We start from the raw sequence: 16203 nt of genomic DNA, 5'->3' as shown, positions 1-16203 counted from the left end.
AACCGTGGAAATGTTAGCGATAACATTCAGGGTCGCACCAGCGACCCACATCGCGACTGAGGTTCTGCTTCTTGGGGCAGGAAGCATAAAAGGAAGCTGATCATGGTTTCACGCGTCATCCCGGTAGACCCGTTCGACCTCGTGCTGTTTGGCGCGACGGGCGATCTGGCGCAGCGCAAGATCTTGCCAGGGCTGTATCACCGGTTTGAAATGGGCCAGATGCCGGAGGATGCGCGGATCATCGGAACCGCCAGGTCCGACATGGACAGTGACGGGTTTCGTGACCAATTGCGCGCGTCGATGGATAAATTCGCGCCGAGCTACGACAAGGACACTCTGGATCGCTTTTTGACCCATGTTGACTATGTGCCAGTGGATGCGCTGGGCGATGCGGGCTGGGCCGATCTGGCCAAAGCCTTGCGCCCGGATGTGGTGCGGGCTTTCTATCTGTCTGTTGGGCCCAGCCTGTTCTCAGGCATTGCGCAGCGTCTGAACGATCACGGGCTTGCCACGCCTGATAGCCGGATCGTGGTGGAAAAGCCCTTCGGTCATGATCTGGCCTCAGCCAAGGCGTTAAACGAGGGGCTGCGCGCCTGTTTCGAAGAGCATCAAATCTACCGGATCGACCACTACCTGGGTAAGGAAACCGTGCAGAACCTGATGGCGCTGCGCTTTGCCAATTCCCTTTTCGAGCCGCTTTGGAACGCGACCCATGTCGATCACGTGCAGATCACCGTGGCCGAGACTGTCGGGGTCGAGGGGCGTGGTGCTTACTACGACCAGTCTGGCGCGATGAGGGATATGATCCAGAACCATCTGGTGCAGCTTCTCTGCCTGACCGCGATGGAGCCGCCTTCGAAATTCGCGCCAAACGCGGTACGAGATGAAAAGGTCAAGGTGATCGAAGCGCTGGAGCCGGTCGAGCCGAAGGATATCGCGCGCGGTCAGTATCGCACAGACAAGGGCGGCGACGGTTACCTCGATCATGTCGGGGATCCCGCCAGCCGCACCGAAAGTTTCATTGCTTTGAAGGCGCATATCGGCAACTGGCGCTGGGCGGGCGTGCCGTTCTACCTGCGCACCGGCAAACGCCTGAGGGCGCGCGAGTCCGAAATTGCAGTGTTTTTCCGCGACCCACCGCATACGATTTTCCCCAACGTGGGGCCTCTGCACGGCAATGTTCTGGTGATCCGTCTGCAGCCGGACGAGGGCATCACTCTGCGCACCACGATCAAGGAACCGGGGCAGGGCGGGTTCCGTCTGTCCGACGTGGCGCTCGATATGAGCTTTGCCGATGCGCTGGGCGATGGTGCGCAATCGCCTGACGCCTATGAACGCCTGATCATGGACGTGATCCGCGGCGACCAAACCCTGTTCATGCGCGGGGATGAGGCCGAGGCCGCCTGGGCCTGGGTTGATCCCATTATTCGCGGCTGGGAAGAGCGCGGCGACAAGCCTGCAAAATACGATCAGAGCAGTTCAGGGCCAGAAGAAGCATTGATGCTGATGCATCGCGATGGACGCCGCTGGCGTCAGATCGGAGGGTAATCATGGTCAATACAGTTATTTCGGACGTCACCAAACGTATCATCGACCGCAGCGCCGACCTGCGCGGCCCGCATCTTGAGCGCATGGAACAGGCCAAATCCAAGGGCCCCGCCCGTGCGCATCTGTCCTGCAGCGGTCAGGCGCATGCTTATGCCGGAGCCGGTGAGGATCAGAACTCGATGGCGACCGGTACGGCTGGGAACCTTGGTATCGTCACCGCCTATAACGACATGCTCTCGGCCCACCAACCGTTCGAGCGGTATCCCGAGTTGATCCGTCAGGCGATCCGCGCGGCAGGTGGCACAGCGCAGGTCGCAGGCGGGGTTCCCGCCATGTGCGACGGCGTGACCCAAGGCGAGGCGGGGATGGAACTGTCTCTGTTTTCGCGTGATGTGATCGCGCTGGCGACGGGCGTGGCGCTCAGCCACAACACCTATGACGCGGCGGTGTTTCTGGGCGTTTGCGACAAGATCGTGCCCGGACTGATCATCGGCGCACAGGCCTTTGGCCATCTGCCGGCCGTCTTCCTGCCCGCTGGTCCGATGACCAGCGGTCTACCGAATGACGAAAAAGCCAAGGTGCGTCAGCAATTCGCTGCCGGAGAGGTTGGTCGCGATGCTCTGATGAAGGCTGAAATGGCAGCTTACCATGGCCCCGGCACCTGCACCTTCTACGGTACCGCCAACACCAACCAGATGCTGATGGAGTTCATGGGCTTGCACCTGCCGGGCTCTAGCTTCGTCAACCCAAACACGCCTCTGCGCGATGCGCTGACTGAGGAAGGCGCACGCCGCGCCCTGTCTCTCAGCGCGTTGGGCAATCACTACACACCGGTCTGCCAGATCCTCGATGAACGCGCCTTCGTCAATGGTATCGTTGGCCTGATGGCCACAGGCGGCTCGACCAACCTGCTGATCCACCTGATCGCCATGGCGCGCGCGGGTGGTATCGTTCTGGACTGGGAGGATTTCTCGGATATTTCTGCCGTGGTCCCTCTGGTCGCGCGGGTCTATCCCAACGGTCTGGCCGACGTGAACCACTTCCACGCCGCCGGGGGCTTAGGCTTTACCATAAGCACGCTGCTGGACGATGGGCTGCTGCATCCTGACACGCTGACTGTCGCGGGGCAGGGGCTTCACAACTATACCAAGGAGCCCAAGCTAAAAGACGGCCAGTTGGTCTGGGAAGACGGCGCTGGCCATAGCCTGAATGAAAAGATCGTGCGCCCGGCCAAGGACCCGTTCCAGCCCACCGGTGGTCTGTCGCGCCTGACCGGAAATCTGGGCACCGGCGTCATGAAGGTCTCGGCTGTGGCACCCGAGCACCAAGTGGTCGAAGCGCCCGTCCGTGTGTTCCACGACCAAAACGACGTCAAAGCCGCATTCAAGGCCGGAGAGCTCACTGATGACGTCATCGTGGTAGTTCGGTTCCAGGGTCCAAAGGCTAACGGTATGCCCGAGCTGCATTCGCTGACGCCGATATTATCGATCCTTCAGGGCAGGGGCCAAAAGGTCGCTCTGGTCACCGATGGCCGCATGTCTGGTGCGTCGGGCAAGGTTCCCGCCGCCATCCATGTCTGCCCCGAGGCGCTGGACGGTGGTGCCATCGGCTATCTGCAAGACGGTGATCTGCTGCGCGTCGATGCCGTAAAGGGTGAGCTGGAAATCCTCACCCCTGGCGTCCTCGACCGCAGCCCAGCGACTGCTGATCTGTCTGCCAACCAGCACGGCGTTGGTCGCGACCTCTTCGGCTCGTTCCGCCAGAATGTCGGGTCCGCCGACACAGGTGCCAGTATTTTCGGAGTTTAACCCATGTCCAAAACCCAACGCACCCGCGAGATCTGCGCGCTGGCCCCAATCGTTCCGGTACTGGTCGTGGATGACGCCGCCCACGCCCGCCCCTTGGCCGAGGCGCTGGTCGCAGGTGGTCTTCCTGCGCTCGAAGTCACCCTGCGCACCCCTGCCGCGCTGGACGTGATCCGCGCCATGGCCGCTGTGCCCGGAGGCGTCGTGGGCGCAGGCACGCTGGTCACCCCCGAAGACGTCCGCGCCGCCAAGGAAGCTGGCGCGCAGTTTGGCGTCTCACCCGGCGCAACCGATACCCTGATCGCCGCCTGTGAAGCTGAAGGCCTGCCCCTTCTACCTGGCGCGGCTACCGCGAGTGAGGCCATGGCCCTGCTAGAAAAGGGCTATGACATGCTGAAATTTTTCCCTGCCGAGGCCTCGGGCGGTGCGCCGGCCCTCAAAGCGATAGGGGCACCTCTGCCGCAGATCACCTTCTGCCCCACAGGCGGAGTATCGCCCTCAAATGCCCGCGACTACCTTTCGCTGTCCAACGTGGTCTGCGCCGGTGGAAGCTGGGTCGCGCCAAAGCAGATGGTTCAAGAGGGCGACTGGTCCGGGATCGAAGCGCTTGCGCGTGAGGCGACCCACCTGACGGATTGACGCCGCAAGGCGAAACGCTAGGGTAGGCCACAAGTTAAGCAGGTTACCCTCATGACAAACCAAACCTCCCTCGTGCATGGGCGCGAGTATCTGGCCATTCCGGGCCCTTCGGTTATGCCCGACGCGGTGTTGCAGGCCATGCATCGCCCTTCGCCCAATATCTACGATGGCGCGTTGATCGAGATGATGCCCGCGCTGACGCAGGACCTGAAGCGCGTGGCCGGAACCCAGCACAACGTCGCCATCTATATCGCCAACGGCCACGGCACGTGGGAGGCCGCGCTTTCGAATGTGATCGCCCCCGGAGAAACCGTTCTGGCCCCAGCCTCGGGTCGTTTTACCCATGGCTGGGCCGAGATGGCTGAGGGGATCGGCGCAAAGATCGACCTGATAGACTTCGGCTTGTCTTCACCCTGGGATCTCGACCGTATCGCCGAGGCTCTGAACGCCGACAATGAGCACAAAATCAAAGCTGTGCTTGCCGTCCACGTGGATACCTCCACCTCGATCCGAAATGACATTCCAGGCCTGCGCGCCCTGCTGGATGACTTGAACCACCCAGCGTTGCTAATGGCCGACTGTATCGCCTCAATGGGTTGCGACCGGTTCGAGATGGACGCTTGGGGAGTCGATGTCACCGTGACAGCCTGCCAGAAGGGCCTGATGACCCCGGCGGGCACCGGCTTTGTCTTCTTCAACGACAAATCGCAGGCGAAACGCGCTGCAATGCCCCGTGTTTCGCAATATTGGGACTGGCAACCGCGCGCCAACCCCGAGCTGTTCTATCAGTATTTCAACGGCACCGCGCCCACCCATCACCTCTACGGCCTGCGAGCTGCGCTGGACTTGATCCATGGCGAGGGTCTTGAAAACGTCTGGGCCCGGCACGAACGCCTCGCCAAGGCTATCTGGGCCGCCTGTGATGTCTGGGCGCAAGGCGGAGCGCTTCATTTCAACGTCACCGACCCGACCCATCGCAGCCACGCGGTCACCGCCCTACGCCTGACCGAGGGGCGCGGCACACCGCTGCGCAACTACACCGAAAACCAGCTTGGCCTGACGCTCGGCATCGGCTTGGGGATGGAGGACTGGGACGGTTGCTTCCGTCTGGGCCATATGGGGCACGTCAACGCGCAGATGATCATGGCGATGCTGGGTGGCATGGAAACCGCCATGGCGGCACTTGATATCCCCCGCGGCCAAGGCGCGCTGGAAGCAGCCGCCGCGACATTGGCCATATAGCGCCAATCCGCCCCTTCATCTGGCCGAAAATATCCTCGGGGGGAATCGCGCCTTGGCGCGATGGGGGGCAGACAGCCCCCCTATACCGCGCGAGCTTGCGCCAAGGCCAAAGGCAGGGCCGCTTCAAAAGCCGCCATCTCTGCCTCTGCACCACAACTCACCCGGATGCAGCGGTTCTGCGGCACCGCAAATGGCATCCGCACAAACACACCCTGTTCGACCAGCGAGTCCAGAACAGCCTTCGCAAACACCCCGTCACGCCCGCAGTCAATCGCAACGAAATTCGTGGCCGAAGGCAACGGGATCAAACCGTTGGCCTGCGCAATGCGTCCGATACGATCCCGAGCTTCAGTGATCCGGGCCTGCACCTCTGACAGCCAGTCGCCATCCTCAAGTGCCGCCAGCGCGCCGGCTTGCGCAGCCCGGTTCATGCCGAAATGGTTGCGTACCTTGTTGAACGCCGCAATCAATTCGGGGGCACCGATGGCATAGCCCACCCGCGCGCCTGCCATCCCGTACACCTTGGAGAACGTCCGCATCCGGATCACACGGGGATCATCGGCGACAACAGGCGCAGCAGTGCCGTCAGGCGCACATTCGACATAGGCCTCGTCCAGAACCAGCAGGCATCCTGAGGGCAGAGCCTCCATCGCGACCACGATATCGGCGCCCGAACGCCAGCTTCCCATCGGATTGTCGGGGTTTGCCAGATAGACCAGCTTGGCATCCACCTCTGCGGCCTTGGCAAACAAAGCGGCAGGGTCTTCGTGATCGTCGCGATAGGGAACCTTGTGCAAAACGCCTCCAAAGCCCGCCACATGGTAGTTGAATGTGGGATAGGCCCCGTCTGAAGTCACCACCGCATCGCCCGGCCCGATCAATAGTCGCACCAAGTAGCCCAACAGCCCGTCAATGCCTTCGCCCACCACGATATTTTCGGGGGTAACTCTGTGATGCGCAGCCAACGCATGGCGCAGATCGTGATTCTCGGGATCACCATACATCCAGATCTCACTGGCGGCCCGTTGCATCGCTTCAATTGCTCGAGGCGAGGGGCCAAACACGCTTTCATTCGCACCAAGCCGTGCCTTGAAGGGGGCACCGCGTTGGCGCTCCTGCGTTTCCGGCCCCACAAACGGGACGGTTGCGGGCAGGGATTGGGCGAGCGATGTGTAGCGAGGTTTGGTCATAGGCGCAGATAAGCCCACCGTGCGGGTTGCTGCAAGCCCGAGCCTCGACATGCCTCAACGTCGCGGTGGAACTGCACTCGCATTCGGGGCAGTCTTACTAAGACTGCAAAACAAGGAGGTCCGGAATGGCGCGCGTATCTGTCGAGTACAAGGATCACATCGCTCATGTCACGCTGACGCGCGGCGACAAGATGAATGCTCTGGACGAGGCGATGATCAAGGCGCTGCTGGCCGCTGGGCAAGAGGTTGCGGCCTCAGACGCCCGCGCCGTGGTCTTCTCGGGTGAGGGCAAAAGCTTCTGCGCCGGTCTCGACATGGCGAGTTTCGCGAAAATGGCCCATATGGACCCGACCGAATGGCTGATGACCCGCAGCCATGAAGACGCCAACGAGATGCAGGAACTGGCCCTGATCTGGCGGCGCATCCCCGTTCCTGTCATCTGCGCTATCCAAGGCGCGGCTTATGGGGGCGGCCTGCAGATCGCTCTGGGCGCGGATATCCGCATCGCCCACCCCGAGGCGAAGCTAGCGGTGATGGAGATGAAATGGGGTATCATTCCCGATATGGGGGGCATGGTTCTGCTTCCGAAATTGGTCCGCTCGGATGTTTTGAGGCTGCTGACCTATACCGCGCGTCCCATTGGGGCTGCACAGGCGGCCGAGTGGGGCCTGGTCACCAAGCTGTCCGATGATCCACAGACCGAAGCACTTGCATTGGCTGAAAACATCGCCTCGCAAAGCCCCTCAGCCATCCGCGCCGCTAAGCGCCTCATAGACTTTGCCGAAACCAATCCGCGCGCCGATGTGTTGCTGGCCGAGTCCTCGGAACAGGTGGATCTGATTGGAAAGCCTGACCAGATGGAGGTTGTGATGGCACAGATGCAGGGCCGAAAGCCCGAGTTCAAGTGATCACCGCATGAAGGCACGCCGCGCGTCTCGGGCCATGTTGTAGCGCATTTCGAGATCGGCGATCTTAGACATCGTGGCTTTGCGGGCCTCGGGATCGGTCAGTCCGGCATATTCCTTGCGGGCCTCGTCCAACTGTTTTTTGATGTCGAACTCCTCGGGCAGTACCCCGGCTTGCGCCATGATCCGATGACCGGCCGAAATGGCGGGATCGCTTTGCGCTTCGCCAGAGCGATCAGGCAGAGGCGCACCTTCGCCCTCAAGACCCTGTAATTGACCCTCGGCCTGAGCCTTCTTGATCTGGCGTTCCACCAGTTTTCCAAGTGATCCGAACATGGGCAAAGGATAACTTTTTCAGGCGTGGGGAGAAAGGGATCATCGCAGCTTGGTGGTGAAGATGTAGGCGACGCCTCCAGCCATCAAGCCCCAAACCGCAGCGCCCAGACCAAACACCGTGATCCCTGAGGCGGTGATGGCGAAGGTCAAGATCGCGGCTTCGCGTTCGGCGGGTATTTCCAGTGCTGCGAAGGTCGCGTTGGCCATAACGCCAATCAGGGCCACGCCGGTCAGCGTACCCATCAGAAGCGGGTCGGCATGGGCGGCAAAGCCGGTGATCGCCACGGCAAAGATACCGAAGACGCAATAGAACACGCCAGCCATGATTGCTGACCAATAACGCAAAGAGCGGTCTGGGTGGCTGTCTTCGTTCGAACACATCGCAGCGGTGATCGCCGCCAGACAGGTTGCGGGGGCTCCAAATGGGGCCGACAACAAGCTGGCCCCCCCGACGGAGGAGAACAGCTTGCCAGGTGCGGGTGTGTAGCCAAAGCTGCGCATCACGGCGATGCCAGGGATGTTTTGGGTTGCCATTGTGACGACGAATAGCGGCAGGCCGATGCCGATGGCTGACGCAAGCGAGAATGAGGGCATCGTCCAGACAGGCGCGGCCAGATAGGCCTCGGGTCGGACGGACGCACCATCGGCGCTGAACACAACCACCAGCGCTGCTGCGACGACGGCTGCCGGAACAGCAAAAAGACGGTTGAGACGTCCAGAGATGAACCATGTCAGGATCACGGGCAGGGCCTGCCAGGGTAGCTCAACAGCCGCTTTGAACGGGACAATGCACAGGGGCAACAGCACTCCGCCGAGCATCGCCTGTGCCAGAGTGGTCGGGATTGCGGCGGCCAGACGTCCCAGTGGTTTCCAAAGCCCGGCTAGAATCGTCAAGGCTCCGGCGCAGAGGAAGGCTCCGATTGCGCCTGAGAAGCCTGCGACAGGGGTAGCCGAAACCGCCAGTAATGCCGCTCCGGGGGTAGACCAGGCCACGCTGATTGGTTGCTGGTAGCGCAGGCTGAGAGCAATCGCGGCCAGCCCCATGGCAATTGCAGCACTCATCAGTCCCGAGGCTGCTTGGGCAGCTGTTGCGCCCATCGCACCCAGCCCTTGCAGCACGATGGGAAAAGAGCTGAAGAACCCGACAATGGCGACTACGAGTCCTGTCGAGACGGTCTGCATCGGAGGGAAGGGTCGTGCCATAGGGGCCTCGGAGGGTTGTTGTTCCGAACTGCTATCAAGCGCGGGCTGGCGCGAACAAGGGGAAAGCTCTGAAGGAAAAGAAAAAACCTCACCACCGGTTCGGTGGTGAGGTCGGGATTTCCGTATTTGGAACGAGAAGAAGATCAGGCGAGTTCGGCCAGACGAGCGAGGGCTTCGTTCAGCTTGGCCTCTTCTTCTTCGCGAGCAGCAAGGTTGGCTTTGGCTTCCTCAACCACCTCTTCCGGGGCCGAAGCCACGAATTTGGGGTTGTTCAGACGTCCCCGCAGACCGCCGAGTTCCTTGGCCAGTTTGCCTTTGGCTTTTTCTAACCGTTCCTTCTCGGCGCCGATGTCGATGATGTCGGCCAGCGGCAGGCCGAAGCTCGCGCCCGGGGCGGCAATCGAGATCGTGCCTTTTGGCAGCTCATCAGCCTTGGTCAGACTATCGATCCGGGCAAGACGTTTGATCAGTGCTTCGTTGCGGCCCCACGCGGCTTGACCGTGATTGTCGATCTCGGTCACCAGCATCGGTACGTAGAGGCCCGCCGGAACCCGCATTTGCGCACGGGCGGAGCGGGTGTTTTCGATCACCGAGATCACCCAGTTCATTTCGCGATCCGCGTCGGCATCGATCAGGTCGGCAGCGGCGTAGGTCGGCCAGTCGGCGTGGACAACCATCTTGGCGCGGTTGCCGGTCAGCGCCCAAAGCTCTTCGGTGATGAAGGGCATGATCGGGTGCAGCAGGACCATGCACTGATCCAAAACCCAGCGCATGGTGGCGCGGGTCTCAGCCCGCGCCTCGGTGTCGTCGCCTTGCAGCAGTGGTTTTGACAGCTCCACATACCAATCGCAGACTTTGCCCCAAACAAAGGCATAAAGCCCATTCGCAGCATCGTTGAAACGATAGCTTTCCAGCGCAGCATCGACCTCTTCCCGCACGCGGGCAGTTTCACCGATGATCCAGCGGTTGACGGCCGCCTTGGGCTGTAGGTCAGCCACATCCAGTTGTGGGACGGCGACGGTGAAGACCTCGTTCATCTCAGCAAAGCGGACGGCGTTCCACAGCTTGGTGCCGAAGTTCCGGTAGCCGGTGATGCGCTCGCGGGACAGTTTCAGCACACCGCCAATCGCCGCCATCGAAGCGTTGGTAAAGCGCAGCGCGTCGGCACCGAATTCGTCCACGATCTCCAGCGGGTCGATGACGTTACCGGTGGTCTTGGACATCTTCTTGCCCTTCTCGTCGCGGACGAGCTGGTGCAGGTAGACGGTGTGGAACGGAATCTGATCGACTACGGCCAGTTGCATCATCATCATCCGGGCGACCCAGAAGAACAGGATGTCGAAACCAGTAACCAAGACATCCGTGGGGAAGTAGCGCTCCAATTCTTCAGTCTGTTCAGGCCAGCCCAGCGTGCCAATGGGCCAAAGACCGGAAGAGAACCAGGTGTCGAGTACGTCCGGGTCGCGCCAAACCGGGTAGACCAGCTTGGTCGGGTCCTGTTCGACTGCGTAATGAGCAAGGCTTTCAGCGAACTGATGCATCGCTTCCTGCTTGTCGGCAACTTCGACAACCGTCGCGTGGCTCAGAGGGCTGGGAATGTTTGCGTTGTCGTCGAGGAATTTCTCGGTGACAGCTTCAAGGCTCGCTGCACATTCCATGACATTGCCACGGTGCAACATGCCGCCTTCGTTCAGCAAACGGCCCAATTCGACCAGATCAAGGTCGCCGTCGTTTTCGTCGTCCTTGAAGTTCTCAGCCGAGAGATCGAGGCCATACCAAACCGGAATCTGATGCCCCCACCACAGCTGGCGCGAGATGCACCAGGGCTCGATGTTTTCCAGCCAGTGGTAATAGGTCTTCTCGCCCGACTCGGGGATGATCTTGACCGTGCCGTCCTTGACTGCATCCAGCGCGGGGCCGACCACCTTTTCTGCGTCGACAAACCACTGGTCGGTGAACATCGGCTCGATGACGACTTTTGAGCGATCGCCGAAGGGCTGCATGATCGGTTTGCTCTCGACCAGAGGGACCAGCTTGTCCGCGCCCTCATGATCGGGCTTCAGAGCGGTTGAACCCAGACGCGGATCATCCGCGCGGGTCATAACGGCCAGACCGTCCGCAGTGATTTCTTCGACAACCTTCGCGCGCGCTTCGAACCGATCTAGGCCGCGCAGGTGGCCAGGGATCAGGTTGATCGCGTCGATTTCGTTCTCGGTGAACTCACGTCCGCGCGCGTATTCCTGCGCCTTGTCCGCTTCTTCCGCGTAAGGCGCACCATCAGCCCGCATCGCGCCCTTGGTGTCCATCAGGCGGTACATCGGAATGCCGCCGCGCTTGGCGACCATGTTGTCGTTGAAGTCATGCGCGCCGGTGATTTTCACCGCGCCCGAGCCGAAATCGGGGTCCGGATACTCATCGGTGATGATCGGGATCTGACGGCGATGCTCTTTCGGACCAACAGGGATTTCGCAGAGTTTGCCAACGATTGGCGCATAGCGCTCATCCGAGGGATGAACCGCAACCGCACCGTCGCCCAGCATGGTCTCAGGTCGGGTCGTGGCGATCGAGATATAGTCGCGCTCTTCCTCAAGCACGATATTCCCGTCCTCGTCCTTCTCGACATAGGTGTAGGTCTCGCCGCCAGCCAGCGGGTATTTGAAGTGCCACATGTGGCCCGCGACTTCGATATTCTCGACTTCGAGGTCCGAGATCGCGGTTTCGAAATGTGGGTCCCAGTTGACCAGACGCTTGCCGCGATAGATCAGACCCTTTTCGTACATGTCGACGAAAACCTTGATCACGGCATCGTGGAAATTGGCCGAGTTCTCATGCCCTGTGCGCGGATCGCCTGCCGCCCCGGCCATCGTAAAGGCGTTGCGCGACCAGTCGCAGGAGGAGCCGAGGCGCTTCAGTTGCTCGATGATCGTGCCACCGTATTCGCCTTTCCACTCCCAGACTTTCTCAAGGAATTTCTCGCGACCCAGTTCGCGCCGACCCGGCTGCTGCGTGGCGGCAAGCATCTTTTCAACCTGCATCTGCGTGGCGATGCCCGCGTGGTCTTGGCCGGGTTGCCAGAGAGTGTCGAAGCCGCGCATCCGGTGCCAACGGATCAGGATGTCCTGAAGCGTGTTGTTGAACGCATGGCCCACGTGCAAAGCACCTGTCACGTTGGGCGGCGGGATCATGATGGTAAAGCTCTCGTCACGCGATTTGTTTGCGCCTGCCTTGAAGGCTCCGGCCTGTTCCCAGGCCTCGTAGATGCGGGCCTCAGCCTCGGCCGCGTTGAATGTCTTTTCCATCGCCATGGGGTGCGTCCTGCGTCATCAATCTTGGGTTAATGCGTGCAATAGCGAAAGGATGGCAAAAGGGGAAGGCTTTGCACTCAAATCCACAAGGCATTCGGTCCGCCGGGACCGTGAACCAGGCCACAGACGGCCACTGGGTTGTTCAGCTACACTTGTAACGTGCAGTCACGAGACGGTGCGACCCGATAAGATGCGGCTTCACTGCTCGTTTCGTGATCTGTCGTCAGACGGTTTCGGGAATTTTGCAATGCGTTTGAGCTTTCGTAATATATTCAGACATATGGTGGCTGTAACGATGAGGTCACGCATGCCGAACGCCTTAGTCATGATGATGCCCAAATGCCCACTTAGGCTTGCAGCTATGCTTCAACGTCTCACGGTTTCGTTGGATCTCTTGTCCAGCATGCGGATGATACCCATCCTTGAGTATACCTCGCCTCTACCGGCGCGCGGGCAAGTGATGGGCCGGCGGTCGAACGGAGGCGGGATATGGGCGCGTGGGCCTCAGTTGCCGATGCACCGTGAAGGCCAGGGCGGCGCAATGCTGAGACGCGCGCGCACCCTCGAAGAGTACAGGAGTGGCTGAGATATGATTCTGTCACGGTTAAGCAGAAAGGTACTTGGATGGCTCGGGCGGCCCTTACGCTCTGAGCATTCCGCCGAGGCGCTGCACCGTGAGCCGATCAGCCATGTTGTCATTCTCGATGGAACCATGTCGACGCTGGAGCCCGGCCTCGAAACCCATGCCGGGCAGACGTTTCGCCTGTGTCAGGAAATGGGGCCTCAGGTTTCCGTGTTTTATGAGGCCGGCGTCCAGTGGGAAAGCTGGAAGTCTTCGCTCGATGTGATGATGGGGCGGGGGATCAATCGGCAGATCCGTCGGGCCTATGGCTATCTGGCCTCGCGCTACAAACCCGGAGACCGGATTTACTTTATAGGGTATTCCCGTGGGGCCTACGGTGTTCGCAGCCTTGCGGGTGTGATCGACATGATCGGGTTGTTAAAGGCGGAACACGCGACCGAGCGGAACATCAAGCAGGCCTACCGCCACTATGAATGCAACCCGAGTGGCACGGCGGCCCGCGATTTCCGCCGCAAATTTTGCCATGAGGATGTGGCAATTGAGATGGTCGGGGTGTGGGACACGGTCAAAGCGCTGGGTCTGCGCCTACCGCTGCTGTGGCGTTGGGCAGAGGAAAAGCACGCCTTCCACAATCATCAACTGGGCCGCGCGATCCGCCACGGATATCACGCGATGGCCCTGAACGAGACCCGCGAGGTCTATGAACCTGTCCTGTGGAGATGCACACCAGAGTTCAAAGGCCATGTTGAACAGGTCTGGTTCCGGGGCACCCATGGCGATGTGGGTGGTCAGTTGAACGGCTATGAAGAAGCACGCGCCCTCAGCAACATCTCTCTCATCTGGATGCTGGACAAGGCCGAGCGGCACGGGCTGCCGCTGCCGGAGGGATGGCGCGCTCGTTTTCCGACCAATGCTCAGGGGGCGTCGGTTGGAACGTGGCGCGGGTGGGGCAAGATTTTTCTTCTGCGCAAAAGACGGATAGTGGGCAAGGACCAGTCCGAACACCTCCACGCCTCGGTCGCGCCGGAGGATGTGCCTGGGTGGCAACCTGAACCAGACCTACCATCCCATCCGGCGCAGTAAAATGCCGATCATGTGCCCGCGGCTCCAAGATCACCGCCACCTCAATGTCAGGTTCGAGCCCAATGCAGCAACCGAAATTTAATGAAAGCCCTACCCTAAATCCGCCGATTTCTTGAAGCCTTGCCAGACGAATTCAAAATCTGCAATCTTATTATGAGTCGGCTTCAAACTATTGAAAATTCCCGGTGGTCCTAATCGGAGGCAATTGCAATGGCTTTTTCCGCCCAAAACAGAAACTGTATTTTGGCGTTAATATCTTCGTTTTTTTTTGGCCTCGGCGAATACTTTAGGCGCGCAAAGTAATGATCCAACCGAGTGGTCTAGGACGGAACCGTTTCCTAACCAAACTGTTTATTATCCAGGAACCGAGGCTCTGGGTCCTGACGAAATGCGAGTTGTCGCCTGTGGCACCGGTATGCCTCAGCCGCGTCTGAAACAAGCTGCGGCATGTTTCTTAGTTGAATTGGGAAATGGCGAAAAGTTTATCTTCGATATGGGAGAGGGATCCTTTGAAAGGATCATGGCGCTTGGGATTCCACTGGATCAGCTGGATAAAGTCTTCTTGGGTCACCTGCACCTAGATCATGCTGGCGATTTTCCAGCCTTTTACTTCACCGGTCCCGTAAACAACCGCCTAACGCCTGTTCGCCTTTGGGGGCCCGAAGGCATCAAGCCTGAGTGGGGAACAAAGTCTTGGGCAGATCACATGAAGAAAATGTGGGCATGGGAAGAAGCCACTCGTGGGGCGGCGGTCGACCCCAGAGGGCTGCAACTTGAGGTTAACGAATTCGATTGGAAAATCGTAAATAACGTCATTTTTGACGAAAACGGTGTTCAGGTCAGAACCCTGCCAGCCATACATGGTGAACAATCAGTTAGTTTTCTACTTGAATGGAACGGTCTGAAGTTTGCTTTTTCATCCGACACGCTACCTACGCGATGGTGGAGAGAGCATGCGGTAGGTGCGGACCTTGCAATTCATGAATGCTTCACCCCTCCAGATTTCATGATCGAGAAATATGGGTTTGCCCCTTCCGAAGCAATATTTGTTGGTTCTCAAGGGCACACTTCCGCGCAAGCATTCGGCAAGATTATGTCCGAAACGGAACCAAGATTGGCGGTTTGCTACCACTTCCAAAACGATCATGACATTGCGCTGGCCGTCTATTCAGCAATCCGAGAGACATATGATGGGCCATTGGATTTGGCGGCTGATTTTATGACCTGGAATGTAACCAAAGATAGTATTCGTACTCGTCAAGGAGTGCCCAATGAAGAGTCTTTCCCGGCACCAGTACAAATGCCCAAGCAACCGCCTGACTCAGCTGCAGAGTTCCCGTTCTCCGAATTTGATCTCGAGAGCATGGATATCGGAGCAGCTGAAGCTACAAACGAAATGATCAGGGCATTCAACGAACGCACAGGAAATGACGAAGTCGGAGCTTATACAAGCATTCCCTTCCAAGAGTGAATAAGGCGTCTGATCACCCCAAAGAATTGGAAGTTCTGAGGTCGGCTTTGCCCGCACATCCGACGCCCCGATCTAAAACACCTTTGCAGAAAGCTGCGAGGGTGTTTTTGAAAGCGCCCGTTACGCCTAGCGTTGTTCTGACTTCGCAACTCTTCTGATAAGAGGCTCGGAGAAACCCCGTACCCTTCCCACATTCCAGAATAGAAATATGGTTCTGGCGTTCCCAATCACCGCCGACGGTCGCGGCGCGAGCTCATGGGTTGGAAGGCCACGCCGACATGCGCCTCGCAGTAGGGCTTGCCCGCTTCAACCGGCAGGCCGCAGAACCAGAAATCCTCGGTCGCGGGGTCGCCGACGGGCCATTTGCAGGTCTTTTCGGTCAGCTCCATCAGCGTCAGCTTTTTGGCTTTCTTCTCAACCTCGTTGACCTTGGCCAACGCCTCGGGGCTGATCTCATTCGCCGAAGGTTGCGGCGGCAGAGGTTGACCCGCCGGGATAATCTGACGACGGGCGGGAACCGCGGGCTTCGTCTCCGCTGCCGGGGCAGGGGCCGGACGCGCGGGTTCGGTCTTGGGGGCGGGCTTTGGTTTCGCCTCGGCCTTGGGCGCGGGTGCCGGTTTTTCTTTTGGCTCAGCCTTGGGGGGCGTTGCTCCGGTTGCGCGGTTGGACAGGCCCAGACGGTGGACCTTGCCGATCACCGCGTTGCGGGTCACGCCGCCCAGTTCCTTGGCGATCTGGCTGGCCGACTGGCCCTCGCCCCACATTTTCTTCAGCAGTTCTACGCGCTCGTCAGTCCAGGACATCGGTTGCCTTTCAAAAGCGGAAAGCGGCCCCGGATTCGGGCCGCCTTGGGAATTCATTTCAGCGCCCTATTCTAATCACTGCGGGCCGAG

Annotated in this window: 12 protein-coding genes; 7 read left to right on the top strand and 5 right to left on the bottom strand. The window is 59.7% G+C overall.

Annotated features, from left to right (window positions below):
* Positions 1 to 102 precede the first annotated feature (102 nt).
* Genes zwf through ACP15L_RS08475 form a run of 4 tightly spaced genes read left to right on the top strand, consistent with a single transcriptional unit; the run spans position 103 to position 5234 of the window.
* Positions 103 to 1548 carry a glucose-6-phosphate dehydrogenase gene (gene zwf / locus ACP15L_RS08490; protein ID WP_425083846.1) on the top strand — a complete coding sequence of 482 codons (1446 nt, stop codon included), beginning with the start codon at positions 103 to 105 and terminating at the stop codon, positions 1546 to 1548.
* A 2-nt stretch (positions 1549 to 1550) separates the two neighbouring features.
* Positions 1551 to 3356, top strand: a complete 1806-nt coding sequence (edd, locus tag ACP15L_RS08485) for a phosphogluconate dehydratase (RefSeq protein ID WP_425083845.1) — start codon at positions 1551 to 1553, stop codon at positions 3354 to 3356.
* Positions 3357 to 3359: 3 nt separating this feature from the next.
* The gene (locus ACP15L_RS08480) at positions 3360 to 3992 is read left to right on the top strand and encodes a bifunctional 4-hydroxy-2-oxoglutarate aldolase/2-dehydro-3-deoxy-phosphogluconate aldolase (protein WP_425083844.1); all 633 of its coding nucleotides are present in this window, start codon (positions 3360 to 3362) and stop codon (positions 3990 to 3992) included.
* 51 nt (positions 3993 to 4043) lie between these two features.
* On the top strand, positions 4044 to 5234 hold the full coding sequence (locus ACP15L_RS08475; protein WP_425083843.1) for a pyridoxal-phosphate-dependent aminotransferase family protein: 1191 nt from the start codon (positions 4044 to 4046) through the stop codon (positions 5232 to 5234).
* Between the two features lie 80 nt (positions 5235 to 5314).
* Here the strand turns inward: ACP15L_RS08475 and ACP15L_RS08470 are convergent, their stop codons facing one another.
* A complete protein-coding gene (locus ACP15L_RS08470) occupies positions 5315 to 6424 on the bottom strand; it encodes a pyridoxal phosphate-dependent aminotransferase (RefSeq protein WP_425083842.1) in 1110 nt (369 codons plus the stop codon).
* Between the two features lie 125 nt (positions 6425 to 6549).
* Between ACP15L_RS08470 and ACP15L_RS08465 the strand changes: the two genes are divergently transcribed.
* Entirely contained in the window at positions 6550 to 7332 is a 783-nt protein-coding gene (locus ACP15L_RS08465) for a crotonase/enoyl-CoA hydratase family protein (protein ID WP_425083841.1), read from the top strand.
* On the opposite strand, the gene ACP15L_RS08460 is transcribed toward ACP15L_RS08465, so the two are convergent.
* The 3 genes from ACP15L_RS08460 to ACP15L_RS08450 form a co-directional block, all read right to left on the bottom strand.
* On the bottom strand, positions 7333 to 7665 hold the full coding sequence (locus tag ACP15L_RS08460) for a DUF1992 domain-containing protein (protein WP_425083840.1): 333 nt from the start codon (positions 7663 to 7665) through the stop codon (positions 7333 to 7335).
* Positions 7666 to 7704: 39 nt separating this feature from the next.
* On the bottom strand, positions 7705 to 8868 hold the full coding sequence (locus ACP15L_RS08455) for a benzoate/H(+) symporter BenE family transporter (RefSeq protein ID WP_425083839.1): 1164 nt from the start codon (positions 8866 to 8868) through the stop codon (positions 7705 to 7707).
* A 143-nt stretch (positions 8869 to 9011) separates the two neighbouring features.
* The gene (locus ACP15L_RS08450; protein WP_425083838.1) at positions 9012 to 12173 is read right to left on the bottom strand and encodes a valine--tRNA ligase; all 3162 of its coding nucleotides are present in this window, start codon (positions 12171 to 12173) and stop codon (positions 9012 to 9014) included.
* A gap of 589 nt (positions 12174 to 12762) precedes the next feature.
* On the opposite strand from ACP15L_RS08450, the gene ACP15L_RS08445 reads away from it, so the two are divergent.
* Positions 12763 to 13839 carry a T6SS phospholipase effector Tle1-like catalytic domain-containing protein gene (locus ACP15L_RS08445; RefSeq protein ID WP_170471890.1) on the top strand — a complete coding sequence of 359 codons (1077 nt, stop codon included), beginning with the start codon at positions 12763 to 12765 and terminating at the stop codon, positions 13837 to 13839.
* 268 nt (positions 13840 to 14107) lie between these two features.
* Positions 14108 to 15310, top strand: coding sequence for a guanitoxin biosynthesis MBL fold metallo-hydrolase GntH (gene gntH / locus ACP15L_RS08440; protein ID WP_425083837.1), 1203 nt, complete (start codon positions 14108 to 14110; stop codon positions 15308 to 15310).
* Between the two features lie 227 nt (positions 15311 to 15537).
* Here the strand turns inward: gntH and ACP15L_RS08435 are convergent, their stop codons facing one another.
* Positions 15538 to 16113 (bottom strand): GcrA family cell cycle regulator, encoded by a 576-nt coding sequence (locus tag ACP15L_RS08435; RefSeq protein ID WP_425083836.1) that lies wholly within the window; start codon positions 16111 to 16113, stop codon positions 15538 to 15540.
* Positions 16114 to 16203: the final 90 nt, after the last annotated feature.

Source organism: Ruegeria profundi (genome assembly GCF_049800715.1).
Lineage (GTDB): Bacteria > Pseudomonadota > Alphaproteobacteria > Rhodobacterales > Rhodobacteraceae > Ruegeria > Ruegeria profundi_A.
This window is presented reverse-complemented; position numbering and strand designations above follow the sequence as displayed.